The organism is Litoribrevibacter albus, assembly GCF_030159995.1.
Classification (GTDB): domain Bacteria; phylum Pseudomonadota; class Gammaproteobacteria; order Pseudomonadales; family Litoribrevibacteraceae; genus Litoribrevibacter; species Litoribrevibacter albus.
The window spans coordinates 200,937-216,128 of record NZ_BSNM01000011.1 but is presented as its reverse complement, the minus strand read 5'-3'; the positions used below and the strand labels follow the sequence as shown (position 1 = coordinate 216,128).

Annotated in this window: 13 protein-coding genes; 6 read left to right on the top strand and 7 right to left on the bottom strand. The window is 46.2% G+C overall.

Annotated features, from left to right (window positions below):
* Positions 1 to 90 precede the first annotated feature (90 nt).
* Positions 91 to 573, bottom strand: coding sequence for a transcription elongation factor GreB (gene greB / locus QQL66_RS08005; protein ID WP_284380590.1), 483 nt, complete (start codon positions 571 to 573; stop codon positions 91 to 93).
* A 187-nt stretch (positions 574 to 760) separates the two neighbouring features.
* On the opposite strand from greB, the gene QQL66_RS08000 reads away from it, so the two are divergent.
* Positions 761 to 2,653: a nitrate- and nitrite sensing domain-containing protein gene (locus QQL66_RS08000; RefSeq protein WP_284380589.1), complete on the top strand. Its 1,893-nt coding sequence runs from the start codon at positions 761 to 763 to the stop codon at positions 2,651 to 2,653.
* On the opposite strand, the gene QQL66_RS07995 is transcribed toward QQL66_RS08000, so the two are convergent.
* A complete protein-coding gene (locus QQL66_RS07995) occupies positions 2,637 to 3,374 on the bottom strand; it encodes a substrate-binding periplasmic protein (protein WP_284380588.1) in 738 nt (245 codons plus the stop codon). The two genes, QQL66_RS08000 and QQL66_RS07995, sit on opposite strands and share 17 nt — an antisense overlap.
* 215 nt (positions 3,375 to 3,589) lie before the next feature.
* On the opposite strand from QQL66_RS07995, the gene QQL66_RS07990 reads away from it, so the two are divergent.
* Positions 3,590 to 5,449 carry a methyl-accepting chemotaxis protein gene (locus QQL66_RS07990; RefSeq protein ID WP_284380587.1) on the top strand — a complete coding sequence of 620 codons (1,860 nt, stop codon included), beginning with the start codon at positions 3,590 to 3,592 and terminating at the stop codon, positions 5,447 to 5,449.
* 43 nt (positions 5,450 to 5,492) lie between these two features.
* Here QQL66_RS07990 and QQL66_RS07985 read toward each other — a convergent pair whose 3' ends face one another.
* On the bottom strand, positions 5,493 to 5,729 hold the full coding sequence (locus tag QQL66_RS07985) for a DUF6868 family protein (RefSeq protein WP_284380586.1): 237 nt from the start codon (positions 5,727 to 5,729) through the stop codon (positions 5,493 to 5,495).
* Between the two features lie 186 nt (positions 5,730 to 5,915).
* On the opposite strand from QQL66_RS07985, the gene QQL66_RS07980 reads away from it, so the two are divergent.
* The gene (locus tag QQL66_RS07980; RefSeq protein WP_284380585.1) at positions 5,916 to 8,006 is read left to right on the top strand and encodes a TonB-dependent receptor plug domain-containing protein; all 2,091 of its coding nucleotides are present in this window, start codon (positions 5,916 to 5,918) and stop codon (positions 8,004 to 8,006) included.
* A 60-nt stretch (positions 8,007 to 8,066) separates the two neighbouring features.
* Here QQL66_RS07980 and QQL66_RS07975 read toward each other — a convergent pair whose 3' ends face one another.
* Both QQL66_RS07975 and QQL66_RS07970 read right to left on the bottom strand, forming a co-directional pair.
* Positions 8,067 to 10,649, bottom strand: coding sequence for an ABC transporter permease (locus QQL66_RS07975; protein ID WP_284380584.1), 2,583 nt, complete (start codon positions 10,647 to 10,649; stop codon positions 8,067 to 8,069).
* Positions 10,649 to 11,338 carry an ABC transporter ATP-binding protein gene (locus QQL66_RS07970; RefSeq protein ID WP_284380582.1) on the bottom strand — a complete coding sequence of 230 codons (690 nt, stop codon included), beginning with the start codon at positions 11,336 to 11,338 and terminating at the stop codon, positions 10,649 to 10,651. Before QQL66_RS07970 ends, QQL66_RS07975 begins: the two co-directional genes overlap by 1 nt.
* Positions 11,339 to 11,480: 142 nt before the next feature.
* Here QQL66_RS07970 and QQL66_RS07965 point away from each other — a divergent pair, with 142 nt between their 5' ends.
* Positions 11,481 to 12,065, top strand: coding sequence for an arylesterase (locus QQL66_RS07965; protein ID WP_284380580.1), 585 nt, complete (start codon positions 11,481 to 11,483; stop codon positions 12,063 to 12,065).
* Here QQL66_RS07965 and QQL66_RS07960 read toward each other — a convergent pair.
* Positions 12,060 to 13,046, bottom strand: a complete 987-nt coding sequence (locus QQL66_RS07960; RefSeq protein WP_284380579.1) for a GGDEF domain-containing protein — start codon at positions 13,044 to 13,046, stop codon at positions 12,060 to 12,062. The two genes, QQL66_RS07965 and QQL66_RS07960, sit on opposite strands and share 6 nt — an antisense overlap.
* A 129-nt stretch (positions 13,047 to 13,175) precedes the next feature.
* On the opposite strand from QQL66_RS07960, the gene QQL66_RS07955 reads away from it, so the two are divergent.
* Both QQL66_RS07955 and QQL66_RS07950 read left to right on the top strand, forming a co-directional pair.
* Positions 13,176 to 13,736 (top strand): LOG family protein, encoded by a 561-nt coding sequence (locus QQL66_RS07955; protein WP_284380577.1) that lies wholly within the window; start codon positions 13,176 to 13,178, stop codon positions 13,734 to 13,736.
* 144 nt (positions 13,737 to 13,880) lie between these two features.
* Positions 13,881 to 14,618, top strand: coding sequence for a PLDc N-terminal domain-containing protein (locus tag QQL66_RS07950; protein ID WP_284380576.1), 738 nt, complete (start codon positions 13,881 to 13,883; stop codon positions 14,616 to 14,618).
* Between the two features lie 324 nt (positions 14,619 to 14,942).
* Here the strand turns inward: QQL66_RS07950 and QQL66_RS07945 are convergent, their stop codons facing one another.
* Positions 14,943 to 15,137 (bottom strand): hypothetical protein, encoded by a 195-nt coding sequence (locus QQL66_RS07945; protein WP_284380574.1) that lies wholly within the window; start codon positions 15,135 to 15,137, stop codon positions 14,943 to 14,945.
* Positions 15,138 to 15,192 lie beyond the last annotated feature (55 nt).

Genomic DNA, 15,192 nt, shown 5'->3' with positions numbered 1-15,192 from the left:
TCTTTGTGTAAAGTATGTTGTTTTGAATACTGTGTGCCTGTCATCGACAGGCGCACTTTTTCGAAATGAATTTTTTATAGACGAGTTGTTTTATTTTGGATCGGATTGATACGTGATCGAATTGACGTACCAAATTTTCTCACCTTCAGGCGTTCTCACCAATACTTCGTCATCAACGGCCTTTCCAACCAGTGCTCTGGCCATTGGGGTATCAATCGAGATGTAATCATTGCGATCAAAAATCTCATCGTAGCCGGCGATACGAAAGGTCTTGGTTTCCCCGTCTTCATTCTCTACCTCAACCCAGGCGCCAAAAAATACTTTTCCTTCTTGCTCCGGGCCGTAATCGACCACTTTCAGGTTTTCAATTTGTTTGCTGAGATAGCGTACTCGTCGATCGATTGAGCGCAGCTTTCGTTTGTTTTCTTTGTAGTCTGCATTTTCGGAACGATCCCCAAGGCTGGCCGCCCAAGCGACTTTTTCGGTAATTTCAGGGCGTTCAACTCGCCAGAGATGATCCAATTCTGCTTTAAGCTTCTGAAAGCCTTCACGCGTAATAAGCGGTGTTCTCATACAAATAGTCCATCAAAGAAACAGCAGGAATGTGCGGGCAGAAATGATAGGCATTCATTGTTTATTAAGCCAGCAATAGATCTTCAAACTATCCTACCAGCGGTAAGAACAGTCAATGCTTTTAATGGCGCAGTTTCGTCAACTTGTCTAGTCTTTTAGCTGATTATGGTTTGTTAATGCTTGCGTTATGACGTCCAACTTTCATAAAGATGAATCACATGCTCGGCCCCACTATTGGTATCAGCTGATTACTCTGGTGGTGTTACCGTTGTTTTTGCTGTGTTTGGTGTCTTTCCAGGTGATGGAGTGGTTGTGGAAGGAACAGAAAGTCTGGAAGTCAGTGGTTGATGTGGTCGAACACTCGAAACCAGTGATGATGTATCTGGATGCGTTGGCTAAAGAGCGAGGCTACACCGAAGGATTTATTGCCAGCGACCATACCGAATTTCAACAACAGATGAAGGCACAACGAGCACTCGTCGATCAGTCTTACGAAAAGCTGTTGAAACACACTCAGACCCACAGTAATTCCATTGACGAGCATACGCATCAAGCATTGCAGCAGCTATTTCATCGTCATCTCATGCTCAGAGAAATACGCCTGAATGTGGATCGCCTGGATGCTCAGGACAGCTTTTTTGAAAGCTACTCTGACGTCACTGGTCTTGCGTTAAATACGATTCAGCTTTCAATAGATCGAATCAATGGCACAGAACTCGCCCGGGACTTGTTGCACCTTCTGGATCTTCTTTGGATGAAGGAGCGTGCAGGACAAATTCGTGGGCGTTTAAACGGTGTTTTCGCAAGTCACTACGCCAATGTATCTCAGTATTCAGATGTGATCTGGTTTCAGGCGTCCTACTTTGATCATCTTTCCCGGCTGGAGCAGAATCCTAATTTCAAAGGGAAGTCGGCTCTACATCAGCTAATAGAAACCCCTGTATATCAAGAAGTGACAGCCATCGAAGAGGCCGCCATCAGCACGCTTCATTCTGCTATCCATCCTGAAAACATGACCCCTGGTGAGTGGTTCGAAAAGGCTACGCAACGAATCGGATTGATTGATGCGTTGGCGGTGGAGCGGATGCAGGACATTGAAATACGTGCCGAAATGCATCGGGCTGAACGACGGACAGGGTTTTATCTGAGTTTGATGCTGCTGTCCGGGGCAATTGTGTGTGTGGCGATTTACAGTTACAGAACGGTCAAAGAGAGCCAAAACTTTACTCATGATCTTGCTCAGGAAGTAAATAGCCAGACGGCAGAGTTACGACTCTCAAATGAGCAGTTGAAAGATGCGATTGATGAAATGAAGGCGTCTCAGCAGCAGTTGGTTGAGAAAGATAAGTTGGCCTCTCTCGGCTTACTAATGGCGGGTACCTTCCATGAAATTAATACCCCGGTCGGTATTGGTATTACCGGGATCACAGGGTTAGACAATTGCATCGAAGAGCTTGAACAAAAATTTCAAAATGGTTCTATCACAAAAAACGATCTGGAAATGGGATTGAACCAGGTAAAAGAATGCAATCAGCTGGTATTGAATGGATTGCAGCGTATTGAACAACTGCTCACCAGTTTTAAATTGGTGGTGTCGGATCAGGCGGCCAATGAACAGCGATATGTGCTTTTACACGAGTACATTCAGGATATTCTCAATACACTGACCCCTACGCTGAGCAAGTCTGGTATTCATGTGGAGCTGGATATCCCGGAAAACATCGCTTTGGAAATCAATCCCGGAGCCTTGTACCAAGTCCTGTCGAATTTACTTTTGAACTCTATGTGCCATGCCTTTAAAGACATTAAAGAAAGGAAAATTTACCTGACCGCTCGTTTAGAAGGCGATGAGGTTTTGATTCACTACGCTGATAATGGTAAAGGTCTGAAAACCAACGTGATCGAGCATGTCTTTGAGCCTTTCTTTACAACCGAACGCGGCAAAGGCGGGACCGGTTTGGGAATGTACATTGTAAAAACACAGTTGGAAGAAAAGCTGGGAGGTAAGATCTCTATTGATGATGACCAATCACGGGGGGCCGCATTTACATTAACGATCCCAACTAATCATTTAAGTTAGGATTGTATTTCTTCAGTAACGATTTAAACATAACTGACGTCTTGAAGGTCTGCAGCGCTTCTCGAAAGTCTTCTACGATTTTATCGTCTGTATCTTTGTTGAACGCCAGCCAGAGATGGCTTGAAAGCTCATCAAAGACATAAGCTACTTCAAACTCTTTCGGCGAATAGTCCAGCACTCTGAGCGTGTGATAAAAATTGAGTTCTACAGTACTGGTGAGGTCGATTCGTCCTAACTTCAGCATCTGAATGTTTTGAGCGGTGGAGGGAATTTCAAGCACCTCAATATCATAGCGCTTTAAATGCTCCCAGACCGCAGACCCTTGAATATCACTGATCCGAAATTCTGCTATGTCTTCAATGGATTGGATATTGATGTCTGTGCGTTGTTTTAACTTGAACAGGGCTGTGGTGATTGGAGCCAGTCGACCAACCCACTTAAAGTGTCGTTCACGTTCTTCACTTCGAATAATGGAGAAGATCAGCGTATTTTTCCGGGTTTTCGCCAGCTCGATGGTGCGTTTGAAAGGGTAGACCCGAATATTGGAAGGCAGGTTCAATTGTTCTAATAAGGATTCAACGATTTCAACAGAAATACCCGTGAGCTTTCCGTTTTCTTTGTAGCTGTAAGGGGCGAAATCCTCAGTAACGATCTGAATTTCATACCCTTGGCACATGAATGAACTTAGCAGGAACCAACAACCGATCAGGATACGACGCATAATCTACTCTCGGAAATCTATTCCTATAAGAGTATATGCAAATATTTCAGTTGGCATGAGTGACTGACCAATGGTCACTAGCCATTCGCGGATGATCTCCTACATGCTTTTCAGTGCTTCTCATCTGAAACCTATAGGTTTGTTTACGATACTTAATTGATTGGACTGAAGAAAGCTTCACCAGCCTACTCAAACAAACCATATAGAGGTGTCACATGGAATTGGGCCAGCACTTATCCGTTCGTCACAAGCACATTATTATTTTGTTGTTGGTTGCGGTAGGTTTTTTGATTACCGGAGGTCTGAGCCGTTACTCCAGTGAATCCTTGCATCAACTGCATGAGCTGGCCAATACACTGGAAACCTTGTCCGAGCAGGTATTGGAGCTTCGTAAGACAGAAAAAGATTTTTTAGCTCGAAAAGATGCTGCGTACATTGAAGAGTTTAATCGACTCTATGACACGACCAAAGCGACGTCGTCTGAGTTTGAGCGAGGATTGGTGGTTCAGTTGCAGGACAGCGCACTCAATTTATCTGATATGAAAAGGGAGCTCGATAGCTACCAACAGTCTTTCAATGCATTGGCGCAGTATCAGCAGACCATAGGGCTTGATCATAAAAGTGGTTTGTATGGTGCATTGAGGGGAAGTATTCATCAAGTTGAGGCAGTAATTCAAAACCAGCCCATGCTCTTGTTTGAAATGCTGATGTTACGACGTCATGAGAAAGACTTCATGTTGCGTCGGGACAGCAAATACATCGACAAATTCAATCAGTCTATTGAGACGTTCAAAACTAAGGTACCGGTTTCTTTAAAGGCAGAAATTATTCCCATTCTGAGTGATTATCAAACTCAATTTATGACGCTGTATGAAGCGGAGAAAATGAAAGGTCTTAGCCATAAAGATGGCTTACATGGCACCCTCCGGGCGGCAGCTCATAATCTAGAAACCATCTTTTCTTCCGTCAAGGAAGAACTCAAAGTGGCTATACATGACCAAACCGAGACGGTGACGGCCATTCTATATGGCACCTTAGCCCTGTTGGCGGTAATTACCCTGTTCAGTGTTTTACTGGTTTCAAACAGCATCAGTGTGTCTCTGAATAAACTCATTCAGTACGTGTTGAGTTTGATTAATGACGATGAACTGGCTCATCGGGTTCAGAGCAAAACCAACGAACTGGACATTCTCGAAAGTGCCTTTAACGGCTTAAATCAAAAACTCTCTCATGCCATTTCTGAAATCAAAACCTCAGCAAACAGTATCACGGATGTGGCCACTGAAATGTCTGTGATGACAGAGCAAGTGAATCTGTCTACGGCTGAACAGCACATGAAGGTAGAGCAGTCGGCAACTGCCATGGAAGAAATGTCGTGTGCCATTCAGGAAGTGGCGCGAAACGCTCAAGGGACCGCCAACTTTGTAGGAACCGTGAATGAAAAACTCAATGAGACCACAACCATCAGTGGCATGGCTCAGGATGCAATTCGAACCTTGCAGGAAGAGGTTCAGAATTCTGTCAGCGCCATTGGTCAGTTAGAGGATACCAGTGCTGACATCGAGACATTGTTAGATTCCATCCAGGACATTGCAGACCAAACCAATATGTTGGCGTTGAATGCGGCGATTGAAGCTGCCCGAGCCGGAGACCACGGCAGAGGCTTTGCGGTGGTGGCCGATGAAGTGCGAACGTTATCGGCTCGAACCCATTCAGCCACGGAAGAAGTCCGCAGCACGTTAAGTCAGTTTAAAGAAGTGATTGCGAATGTGGTGGCGTCGGTATCCTTATCCAGCGAGAAGGGGGCAAAAGGTCAACATCAGGCGGATCAGGCCATTCAAATGATGCGTGAGATGACTCAGAAAGTGGCAGAGATCAGCATGATGAACATTCAGATTGCCACCAGTGTTGAAGAGCAAACCGCCGCAGCCAATGAATTAAACAGCTATATTCACGATATTTTTGAATCGTCCAAGTCGTTGAAGGAACACAGCGAGCAAACTTCCTTGGCCACCGTTCGATTGGGAGAAGTGGTTAACGATATCAACACCTCGGCGTCAGCCTTCGCGGTTTAAGGCATGAACAGATAGGCGCGTTCGAGTTGAGCATTGGCTGTCCCTACCGGATAGCCAATAGAATAAAAAACGGAATCATTGCAAAGAAGGCGATGAATAATTTGTAGATCGCCATAGCCGTGTAATGAATGACATCAAACTGAGGTTTGGAAATATCAAACCAAGTGGTGTGCAGGTTATATAGCCAGTTTTTTGCAAACGCAAACAGCCCGAACCATAAACACAGAATCAGGTAGTTTATGAGCGTGGCCCAACCAAGAAATTCAATCAATGTGTCCATGTGTCCTCCCGCTTCTTAGCATGTGTGCTGTGCTTGCTTCTATTTTTGATACTAGATCAAGTCCTTCGGGAGATAACAATTTTCTCTGAATATGAGCTGATGTAATCGCTCGGATGCGTTTTTGGAGTCGGTGTGAAGCATGAGATCTGGTCTATATTTTAATCACTTAGATGGAGTGATTTTGCGATGAAAAGCAGCCCTCTTGTTCGGTTTCTGAGTTTCGGTCTACTAGGGGGGTCCGTACCTTGTTGGGCTCAATTTGCCAGCTCTGAGCATTACGACTTCTTTGAGTTGTCTTTGGAAGAGTTGATGACCATTACGGTGGATGTCTCTACCGGTACAAGCCGGTTGGTTAAGAACTCCCCATCCTCTGTTTCCGTTTATACCAAGGATGAAATGCAACGGATGGGTGTCGAAACTCTTGATCAATTATTGAATTTTGTGCCCGGTTTTCAAATGTCCCGTACCGATGCTGAAGGTGGTGTTAGTGTTCCTAGCGTTCGTGGACGACAGTCCAACACCGTAGGTCGGGAGGTTTTGGTGTTGCTGGATGGCGCCCGGTTAAATGATCCGATTACTGGCGGCGTGTTTTCTCAAGATCGCCAAATTACCCTGGAAAACATTCAACAAGTGGAAATCATTCGGGGCCCGGGTTCTGCGCTCTATGGTGCTAACGCCTTTTCTGCGGTTATCAATCTGATCTCGGATCGTGATTCGTCCAACATTAAACTCAGAGCCGGAAGTCATAATGCGCAAGAGGCCGCACTTCAGTGGTCTCATCAATGGTCTGATTTGTCTGTGTCACTTTTTGCCCAGGATTATCAGGATCATGGTGAGCACTATCCGGCCTTCTATGACTTCCAGGGACAATTCGAGCCGACACAAGATCCCATTCATCGTACCGATTTCTATCTGCAAGGGCGCTTTAAAGGTTTCAGCGCCTATTATCGGTTGGCCAAGCGCACAAATGAGGATTTTATCAGCGGCGGAGCACAAGCCATTGACCATCAACGAATCAAGACGGATAACGAATTACTGCGTGTGAGTTATCAACACGAGGTAACGGATTTTAAGTTGTTAGTTCACGGAGAGCAGAGTTCATCCGATTACGATACCGTCCTTGGCTTGTTTCCTGAGAACCCGGTTCCTGACCCCACTGGCAGCCCTTTGTATTGGACCAATAGCAGTCAGCAGTTGATGGTGGGCGGTAATATCCGCACGGTTGAGCATGAACGGGTGGGAATGGACGCTTCCTGGCAATTACATCCGGATCACCTACTAAGTTTTGGTGGTTCCTGGATGAAGGAAGAAAACAGTCTGAATCCCTTCCAGACCAACATTGATATCGATAACCTGGCGGCAACGGGCCAGCTGGTACCCACAGATAACTTTGCGCTTGAACGCGGATTCTATATCGCCGGCGTGCGCTATGATTTGTTGGAGCCGGGTGACCGAATTAGTAAAGGTTTGTACCTTCAGGACGAGTGGCGAGTCGTTGAAAACCTGAGTCTAACGGCAGGCCTTCGCCACGATAAATACGATGACTTTGGTAGCCACAACAGTTATCGGGGAGGCATGGTCTATAGCCTGAATCGACACACCTTCAAACTTCTTTATGGTGAAGCATTTCGTGCTCCGTCGTTTGCTGAAACTCGCGCAGGTATCGCCTCGGGTGGAATTTCCAACCCTGATTTAAAACCCGAAGAAGTGGATACCTACGAGTTGAGCTGGCATTACCAGCGAGATATGGTGCAATCCACGTTAACCCTATTTCATAACCACTATGAAAATCTGGTCAAACCTGTGCTGGTGGACGATGTGGTGCCTGGCTTTACGGCTTTCCAACCTCAGAACGTTGGTCAGGATGAAGTAAACGGGTTGGAATATGAGTTGGACGTGGCCTTGAGTGATCATCTGTTACTTCGCTCCGGTTACACTCACATCTTTAAAACCATCGATTCAGAGCCGGTATCAGATAACTTAGGTTTCTTTTCCGCGAATTATCATCGACATCCGCTGAATCTTAATCTCAGTGGTTATTACCACGATGAAGTGTTATCCACAGAGAATGGTCCAGATGGCAAAACCTATTTGGATGATTACTGGATCTTCAATGCCTCAATGCAAGCGGAAGTAACCCCAGAGGTGGCCTTGCGAATGGACATCTATAATCTTGGGGATGTCTCTTATCGTACCCGGTCGCCTCAACAGGGGCTGGAAGAAGGGCTTCCCGCCCGTGGCCGAACGGCTTTGGTGGGTGTTACGGTGCAGCTCTGATTTGCCTACAGGTCTGCGTCGATCCTGCCTGATTCCAATCCCGAGTTAATTATGTGAGGGTTAACTAACTTCCCTCAACAAGCGATTAGGCGATGCCTGGATGACCGGGCGGCTGCCGTACCAACCGCTGGCAACAATCACTGAAATGGCACCCAGTGGCGTAGCAAGCCAAAGCGACCAGTGGAGCTGCCATTCGGCTTCGAATATACGATGGTAGAGTGCAAAGCTCAGTGCTTCGGTGGCGAACATCGCCAAGCCGCTTGCCAGCAGCGCTAACCATAGATACTCGTAGATAACCAATTGGTTGATGTAATTGCCTGAAGCCCCCAGCGTGCGGTAAATAGCGGCCTCATGTCGTCGAATCGACAGGGTGCTTTGCAGGGTCGCAAATAACAGCACTAAACCCGCCGCTAACACCAAGAGCAGTATGTACTCCACCGCGACTGTAGTCTGGTCAAGAATGCCTCTGATTTGTTGAATAATTTGTTCGACCGGAATGATACTGACCGCTTTGAATTCCCGGTTAAGATCAATCAGGGTTTGATGATCTTGGGCATCCATGTAAAAGCTCTTGAGGTAGGTATGGTGGAAGGCATTCAACGTGCCCGGTGGAAAGATCATATAAAAGTTCGGTTTGAAGTTATCCCACTGGACTTTGCGAATGCTTGAAACCTCGGCATCAAGACGTTTGCCTGCGACTTTGAAGGTGAGAATATCGCCTAATGCTACGCCAAGTTTATCGGCCAGCTCACTTTCAATGGAAACGTAGTTATGTTCAAAGTTACGAGCATCCTGATGTGCAGCGGTCGCAGCTTGATTGGACGAGGTATTGAGCTCAGGCCACCATTTTCCGGCAACAATTTCCGTATCAGCCCCAGGGTGTTCACTCCAGGTTAGATTCAGCTCCCTTCGAATAGCGTTTGGTTGATCTTCTTTCGAAACAGCTTCTTGAACAATTTGCTGATTAATTTCAATCAATCGTCCTCGCACTATCGGGTAGGATTCACTGCCGTCGACACCCGCCTTGTTAAGGAATTGATCAAAGGCGTTAATCTTGTCGGGTAAGATATTAATCGCAAAATGATTCGGTGTGTTGGCGGGAATTGATGCTTGCCAACGGGAAAATAAATCTGTTCGTACCACCAGAATCAAGGTGATTGCCGTGAAGATAAAGGCAAAAGCACTGAGCTGGGAAATGGCATAGTAACGGTGACGATACAGCTGATTAAAGCCTAGCTGAACCTTCTTTGGCAGTTTGGGTGCCAGCTTATGAAGGGCTACTAACAGAGCGGCGGACAGTGCACTAAACAACACGGCCATGACCACCAGACCCACCACGAAAATCAGCGTCAGTTGCAGGTGTTGCGTCAGCAGGTACGCCAAGCCACCCATACAAACGATGGCGATGAGGTAGAAGGCGTTGAGTTTAACCGGTTTAGGGTTGAGTTCCCGTCTTAACACCCGAACCGGAGACACTTCCTTCAGCTTTTGAATCGGTGCTAAGGAAAATGCCATGAGGACGATTAATCCGGCACTCATGCTGATCAGTACGGGTGTCCATCGTGCTGGCAAAATGTCTGAAGGAATCAGTGATTTCATCAATTCAAATAGCAGGTAATGGGCAAGAAACCCGAGGGCACTGCCTAGGGTGACGGCCAGTACTCCTGTCATAAGAATCTTTACGAGAAAGATGCGACTGATTTGTTGTTGGGAAGCCCCTAAGCAACGTAGCAGTGCGGCGGTTTGATAATGGCGCTCACTGTACCGTTGGCTGCTCATGGCAATGGCAACGCCTGCCAGTAACACGGCTACTAAACTGGCTAAGCCCAGGTATTGTTGTGCCCGTTGAACTGCTGATCCCATCGAGGTTTCAGAGGACACTGCTCCCCTCAATTTCTCATGCTCTGTTAACTGAGGCGTGAGCCAATCGGCAAACTCCTGGATGAGACGGGTTTGTGTGACATCATCCGTTTGATCCTGAGTGGATGTAGTTTGTGGCGCTCTAAAATAATGTTTGTGCAAAATACGGCTGCCGGGACCAAGTACGGCCGTTTTCTCTACATCTTCCATTCGCATGATCATTGCCCCAAACGGGCTGTAGAAGTTCCCGGAACGATCTGCATCCTGTACTAAGATTTTATCCACTGTGAACAAGGCGTCACCGATTTCAACGGTATCGCCGAGACTCAAACCCAGTGCGTGCATCACTCGTTGCTCTGCCCAGACGGAGCCAGGTGTAGGAGGCTGAGCCGATGGCGCGCCTGTACCAAAAGGCTGATCGGCAATGGTGATGGTGCCTTTTAAGGGATAGTTGTCTGAGACGGCTCGAATTTGTGTGAGCTGCAGTTGGTCATTGGCAAAGGCCATCGTTGAAAACGACAGTGCAGGAGAGTGAAGGAAACCTCGTTGTTTTGCCTCTGAGATGATGCTCTCACTGATGGGGTTCTGACTTTGCAGTGTTAAATCCCCGACGATTAACTCACTGGCCCGGTAGCTCATGGTTCGGGTGAGACGATCCGTAAAGGTGGTGATCATCGTCATGCTGAGGGCTGCAATCAGGGTTGCGATGAAGAGTAATCGCATTTCGGCGCTGGAAATGTCTTTCCACCAATGTTTGCGAGCGATTGAAATACTTGGAGACATTAAGACAGTGCCTCCAACGAGGTCTGTTCTACCAGCTTACCTTCTTCGAGCGAGACTTGCCGCTGGCACAGCTCTGCTAATTCATGATCGTGGGTGACCAGAATTAAGGTGGTTCCTTGTTGCTGGTTCAGGCGGAAGAGTAAATCGGTAATGGTTTGTCCCGTATTGGGGTCGAGGTTTCCGGTAGGTTCGTCCGCGAACAGGATTTCAGGGTGAGTGACAAAGGCACGTGCAATGGCCACCCGTTGTTGTTCGCCGCCTGACAGTTGATTGGGTTGATGATCCATGCGGTTACCCAGCCCAACCTCTGTTAGCCAATACTTGGCTTTTTCCTCCGCGTCCTTATCACCGGCCAGTTCCAGCGGCAACATGACGTTATCTAGTGCAGTGAGATGGGGCAGTAATTGAAAAGATTGGAAGATAAAGCCCACATGTTGGTTTCTTACTTCAGCGCGGCCATCTTCATCGAGCAGGGTTAGCTCGTTGCCGTTGAGTGAGATCAGGCCGCCGGTGGCTGAATCCAACCCCGCCAGTAAGCTCAGTAAGGTTGATTTACCTGAACCGGAACGCCCCAGAATTGCCAGTGTCTCACCTGAATTCACCTCCAGGTTGAGTCCTGATAGGATGGTGAGTGATTGTTGGCCTAACGAAACGGTCTTACTGAGGTTTTCTGCTTTGATTACAACCATGGGTTATTCAATTCCATTTTATAATTCGTTAACACATTTGAGAGTGATGAAACGACGGTCTTTCTCATTACCGCAGCGTGCTCTTTTCGGCGGTCTCTCTCTGATAGTTATACTCACTTTGTTGCTGTTTAGTTCAGTGAGTATGGCACAAGCCAGCCGTATTCTTATTTTGGGTGACAGCTTAAGTGCCGGATACGGCATCGAGGTTGAGCAAAGTTGGCCTGTGCTGCTTCAACAAAAACTGGATGCTGAACAACGTAATACCCAAGTCATCAATGTCAGTATCAGCGGACAAACCAGTGTCGAAGGCTTGTCCCAGATTGAGCACTTACTTACCACGCATCAACCCAGTTTATTGATTCTGGAGCTAGGGGCAAACGATGGGCTTCGAGGTTTATCGCTTACTGAAATGAAACGCAATTTGTCTCAGATTATTCAGTCCGCACAAGCAAAACAAATCGAAGTGCTCTTGCTGGGGATGCGAATCCCTACTAACTATGGCCGTCGCTATACTCAAATGTTCCATAATATTTTTATTCAATTATCAGACGAACATAGCACAGGATTTGTTCCGTTCATGCTTGAACCTTTGTTTATTAAAGACCCGGCTTCCGGGGCGACAAGGGTTCCCCCTGAGTTCATTCAGGAAGACGGCCTTCACCCAACAGCCAAAGCCCAGCCTTTGATTGTGGAGTATTTGTGGAAGGAGATTGAAGGCAGGCTATGACTGAGACTCTCCTTGCTCAATCACAATACAATTCCGGCCCTGCTCTTTGGCTTGATACAGCGCGTTATCACAGTGTCTGACCCAGCTTTTTAATGTTTCTTGAGCATTCACTTGAGAAAGACCACCGCTGAAGGTGACTTGTCTAGAGATATTAAAGTCATGCTGAGCAACCATTTTTCTGAGTTCTTCGGCTACTGTCAGTGCTGTTTCAATGGAGGTTTGAGGCAGAAGCAATGCGAATTCTTCCCCTCCATAACGAAACAGTTGGTCGGTAGCGCGGATGCGCTGCATGATGACCTGAGCCAATTCCTTCAGTACTTTATCTCCGGCCTGATGACCATAGGTATCGTTAATCAGTTTGAAGTGATCCACGTCCAAAAGCAGCAGGGTTGCCTGAGTGTTATATCGTTGGCAGGAGAACAACTCTTTTTCTACGGCGGCGTTGAAGGTATAGCGATTCAATGCATTAGTTAAGGGATCGTAGGTCGCGATTTTGTTAAGACGCTGATGCAGGCGATCATTTAAATAAGAAAACGAAAAGGTAAATAGCGCAACTAACGTTAAGGTGCCATAGACCCGATACAGAACATATTCTGTGTGGTTAGGGTAGGAGAGGTAAAAAACGCCCGCCAAGAATACCAATACCCCAGCGGTGGCTTCTTTGAGTTCCATGACCAGGAAAAAGCTGATTACTCCCACATAAGCCCAATAGATTCCGAATTCAGGGCGAAGGTAAATTAGGTTAAGAATGGTGATGGGAATAAAAAATAAGAACCCTCTGCCCTTCCAAAGATAGATCCGTTTCTGAATCATTAAATAAATAACAATCAGAAAATAGGTGCACCCCAGAATGGAAATGAGGCCGGTGATGTTGTCACCCCGACTGATTTGAAGAGCGCTGAAAAATGAGGCCGCTGCTGCACCAAAAATCGAAAGATATAATCTAAGTTTAAATTTAAACTCGGTAATTTCGTCCAGCATAGTTGAGGTTGGGACTCGTTTTCTTTTAAGGGTTAGTTCAGTATAGGTTTAAATTGAAGAGGCGAGCGAGGAAGCGCGTGTTTCCTGCAGTCGTTTTGTTTGATGGGTTGGATGTAAAGAGAAGCCTTTATGAAAATAGCTGTATTTTGTGGTTCCAGTGCTGGGGTTGATCCTGTGTTTGCTGAGGCGACGGCTGAGCTGGGGCGGTACTTTGGCGAGCAAGGGATTGCTGTGGTCTATGGTGGTGGCAATGTCGGTTTGATGGGCATTGTGGCTCAGTCTTGTCTGAATGCCGGCGGTGAGGTGTTTGGGGTTATTCCTGAAGCGCTTCAGGAAAAAGAGATCGCACATCCTTCGTTAACCGAATTAAAAGTCGTGGCGGATATGCACGAACGTAAAGCCGAGATGGCGCGCTTGGCTGATGCCTTTGTCGCTTTACCAGGTGGCGCGGGCACATTAGAGGAAATCTTCGAAGCCTGGACTTGGGCGCAGTTGGGTTACCACACTAAGGCTTGTGCGTTCTACAACACCAATGGCTATTACGATCCTTTGAAAGATATGATTTCTACGATGACCTCCGCAGGTTTCTTAAAGCCTGATTATGCCGACATGCTGATTCATACGGACAGTCCACAGGCCTTGTTAGAGGCGATCAATAACTATGTATCACCGAGAGAGAAGTGGGCTTAAACGCGCCTTCTTGTTGATCTTGCGATTGTTTTGTGTGACAAATGCAGCACAAAATTTGATGGCCGCGAATGGAGTTCGTGGATGAGCTGATTATTGCCTTCATTGATACATGAAGGTAATCAATAAAAAGGAAGATTCTAATCAATGCCTATTTTCATTCTCTCTATTTTAATTCAAGTCTGCTTTGTGATTCATGTGGTTAAAACCGGGCGAAGCACTACCTGGATATGGATCATTGTAATGTTGCCTTTGGCTGGGTCGATTGCCTACTTCATTTTGGAAGTGTATCCGGAATTGGCGAGTAGCCGTACCGGTAGAAAAGCCGGAAATAAAGTGCAGTCCGTCCTTAACCCTAACAAAGACCTTAACGAAGCGGCTAAAAATTATTCCATTGCTCCAACGGTTCATAACACCATAGCCTTGGCTGAAGAATGCTTGGAAAAAGGCATGTTCCAGCAAGCGAAGGACTTATACAGCAAGGGACTAACTGGGGTTCATCAAAGTGACCCCGAATTATTGTTTGGGATAGCGAAAGCTGATTTTGGGCTCAAGAGCTACACAGACGTTAAGGAAACACTCGACAAACTGATTGATAGCAACCCAGATTATAAAAACCAGGATGCGCATCTTTTGTATGCAAGGGCATTGGAACAGTTGAAGGATGCGATCTCCGCTCGACACGAGTATGAAGCCTTGCATCAGTACTACACCGGGCCGGAAGCCACTTTTTATTATGCGTTGTTTTTGAAATCACAGGGTGAGAAGGATAAGGCTAAAGAATTGCTGTCCGGCATTCTTCAAAAGGCGAAACAATCGGGTCGGTATTTTAATGATTTGTATAAAGATTTAATTCGACAAGCCAAGGACGAACTCTCCCGATAGCGCTATTTTCACTGCATCGCTTTTTACTTTATTAATTTGTCCGTTATCAATTCGAACATCATCAATTTTTACTAGATCACTTCAGTTTCACTATTTGAGCTTCTCTCAAATGTGACTGAAGTGCTGCTTCTGCACTTTTATCCCATCGTTACTCATAGTCAATACGGTGAGTTTCTGTTCTGCTTATCTTCTGAGGAAAGTGTTCTCTGCTTCCAGTTTCTGGCTTTTGGAATCGAGGAGTTAATTGCTTTCGTAAAATAACAACGCAATGAGTTGGCTGAGGAATATCAGCAGAATCAGGAAGTACAAGGCATTCATCGAATATCAGGGCACCAGCTTAACTAATGAACTATTAAAGAATCTGTTCTGTATCACTTTTCTAAGAACTGTAATTTTGGTGTCTTCCGGCAAATCAAAATTGGACACGGTCTTACCTTGATCTTCCAATTGATTGGAAGAAAGCACCGCTTTGAAGGTTATTTCAGGGGCGGAAATCTGACAGAGATAATACTTGCTCATTGCATCACCTATTCGTTGAATCGAGTGTTGTTAATTGGTTAGGGAATTCATTGAT

Excerpts from the sequence above, each read along its gene's own strand:
- greB (WP_284380590.1), bottom strand. The coding sequence starts at position 573 with ATGAGAACACCGCTTATTACGCGTGAAGGCTTTCAGAAGCTTAAAGCA.
- QQL66_RS08000 (WP_284380589.1), top strand. The coding sequence starts at position 761 with ATGACGTCCAACTTTCATAAAGATGAATCACATGCTCGGCCCCACTAT.
- QQL66_RS07995 (WP_284380588.1), bottom strand. The coding sequence starts at position 3,374 with ATGCGTCGTATCCTGATCGGTTGTTGGTTCCTGCTAAGTTCATTCATG.
- QQL66_RS07990 (WP_284380587.1), top strand. The coding sequence starts at position 3,590 with ATGGAATTGGGCCAGCACTTATCCGTTCGTCACAAGCACATTATTATT.
- QQL66_RS07985 (WP_284380586.1), bottom strand. The coding sequence starts at position 5,729 with ATGGACACATTGATTGAATTTCTTGGTTGGGCCACGCTCATAAACTAC.
- QQL66_RS07980 (WP_284380585.1), top strand. The coding sequence starts at position 5,916 with ATGAAAAGCAGCCCTCTTGTTCGGTTTCTGAGTTTCGGTCTACTAGGG.
- QQL66_RS07975 (WP_284380584.1), bottom strand. The coding sequence starts at position 10,649 with ATGTCTCCAAGTATTTCAATCGCTCGCAAACATTGGTGGAAAGACATT.
- QQL66_RS07970 (WP_284380582.1), bottom strand. The coding sequence starts at position 11,338 with ATGGTTGTAATCAAAGCAGAAAACCTCAGTAAGACCGTTTCGTTAGGC.
- QQL66_RS07965 (WP_284380580.1), top strand. The coding sequence starts at position 11,481 with ATGGCACAAGCCAGCCGTATTCTTATTTTGGGTGACAGCTTAAGTGCC.
- QQL66_RS07960 (WP_284380579.1), bottom strand. The coding sequence starts at position 13,046 with ATGCTGGACGAAATTACCGAGTTTAAATTTAAACTTAGATTATATCTT.
- QQL66_RS07955 (WP_284380577.1), top strand. The coding sequence starts at position 13,176 with ATGAAAATAGCTGTATTTTGTGGTTCCAGTGCTGGGGTTGATCCTGTG.
- QQL66_RS07950 (WP_284380576.1), top strand. The coding sequence starts at position 13,881 with ATGCCTATTTTCATTCTCTCTATTTTAATTCAAGTCTGCTTTGTGATT.
- QQL66_RS07945 (WP_284380574.1), bottom strand. The coding sequence starts at position 15,137 with ATGAGCAAGTATTATCTCTGTCAGATTTCCGCCCCTGAAATAACCTTC.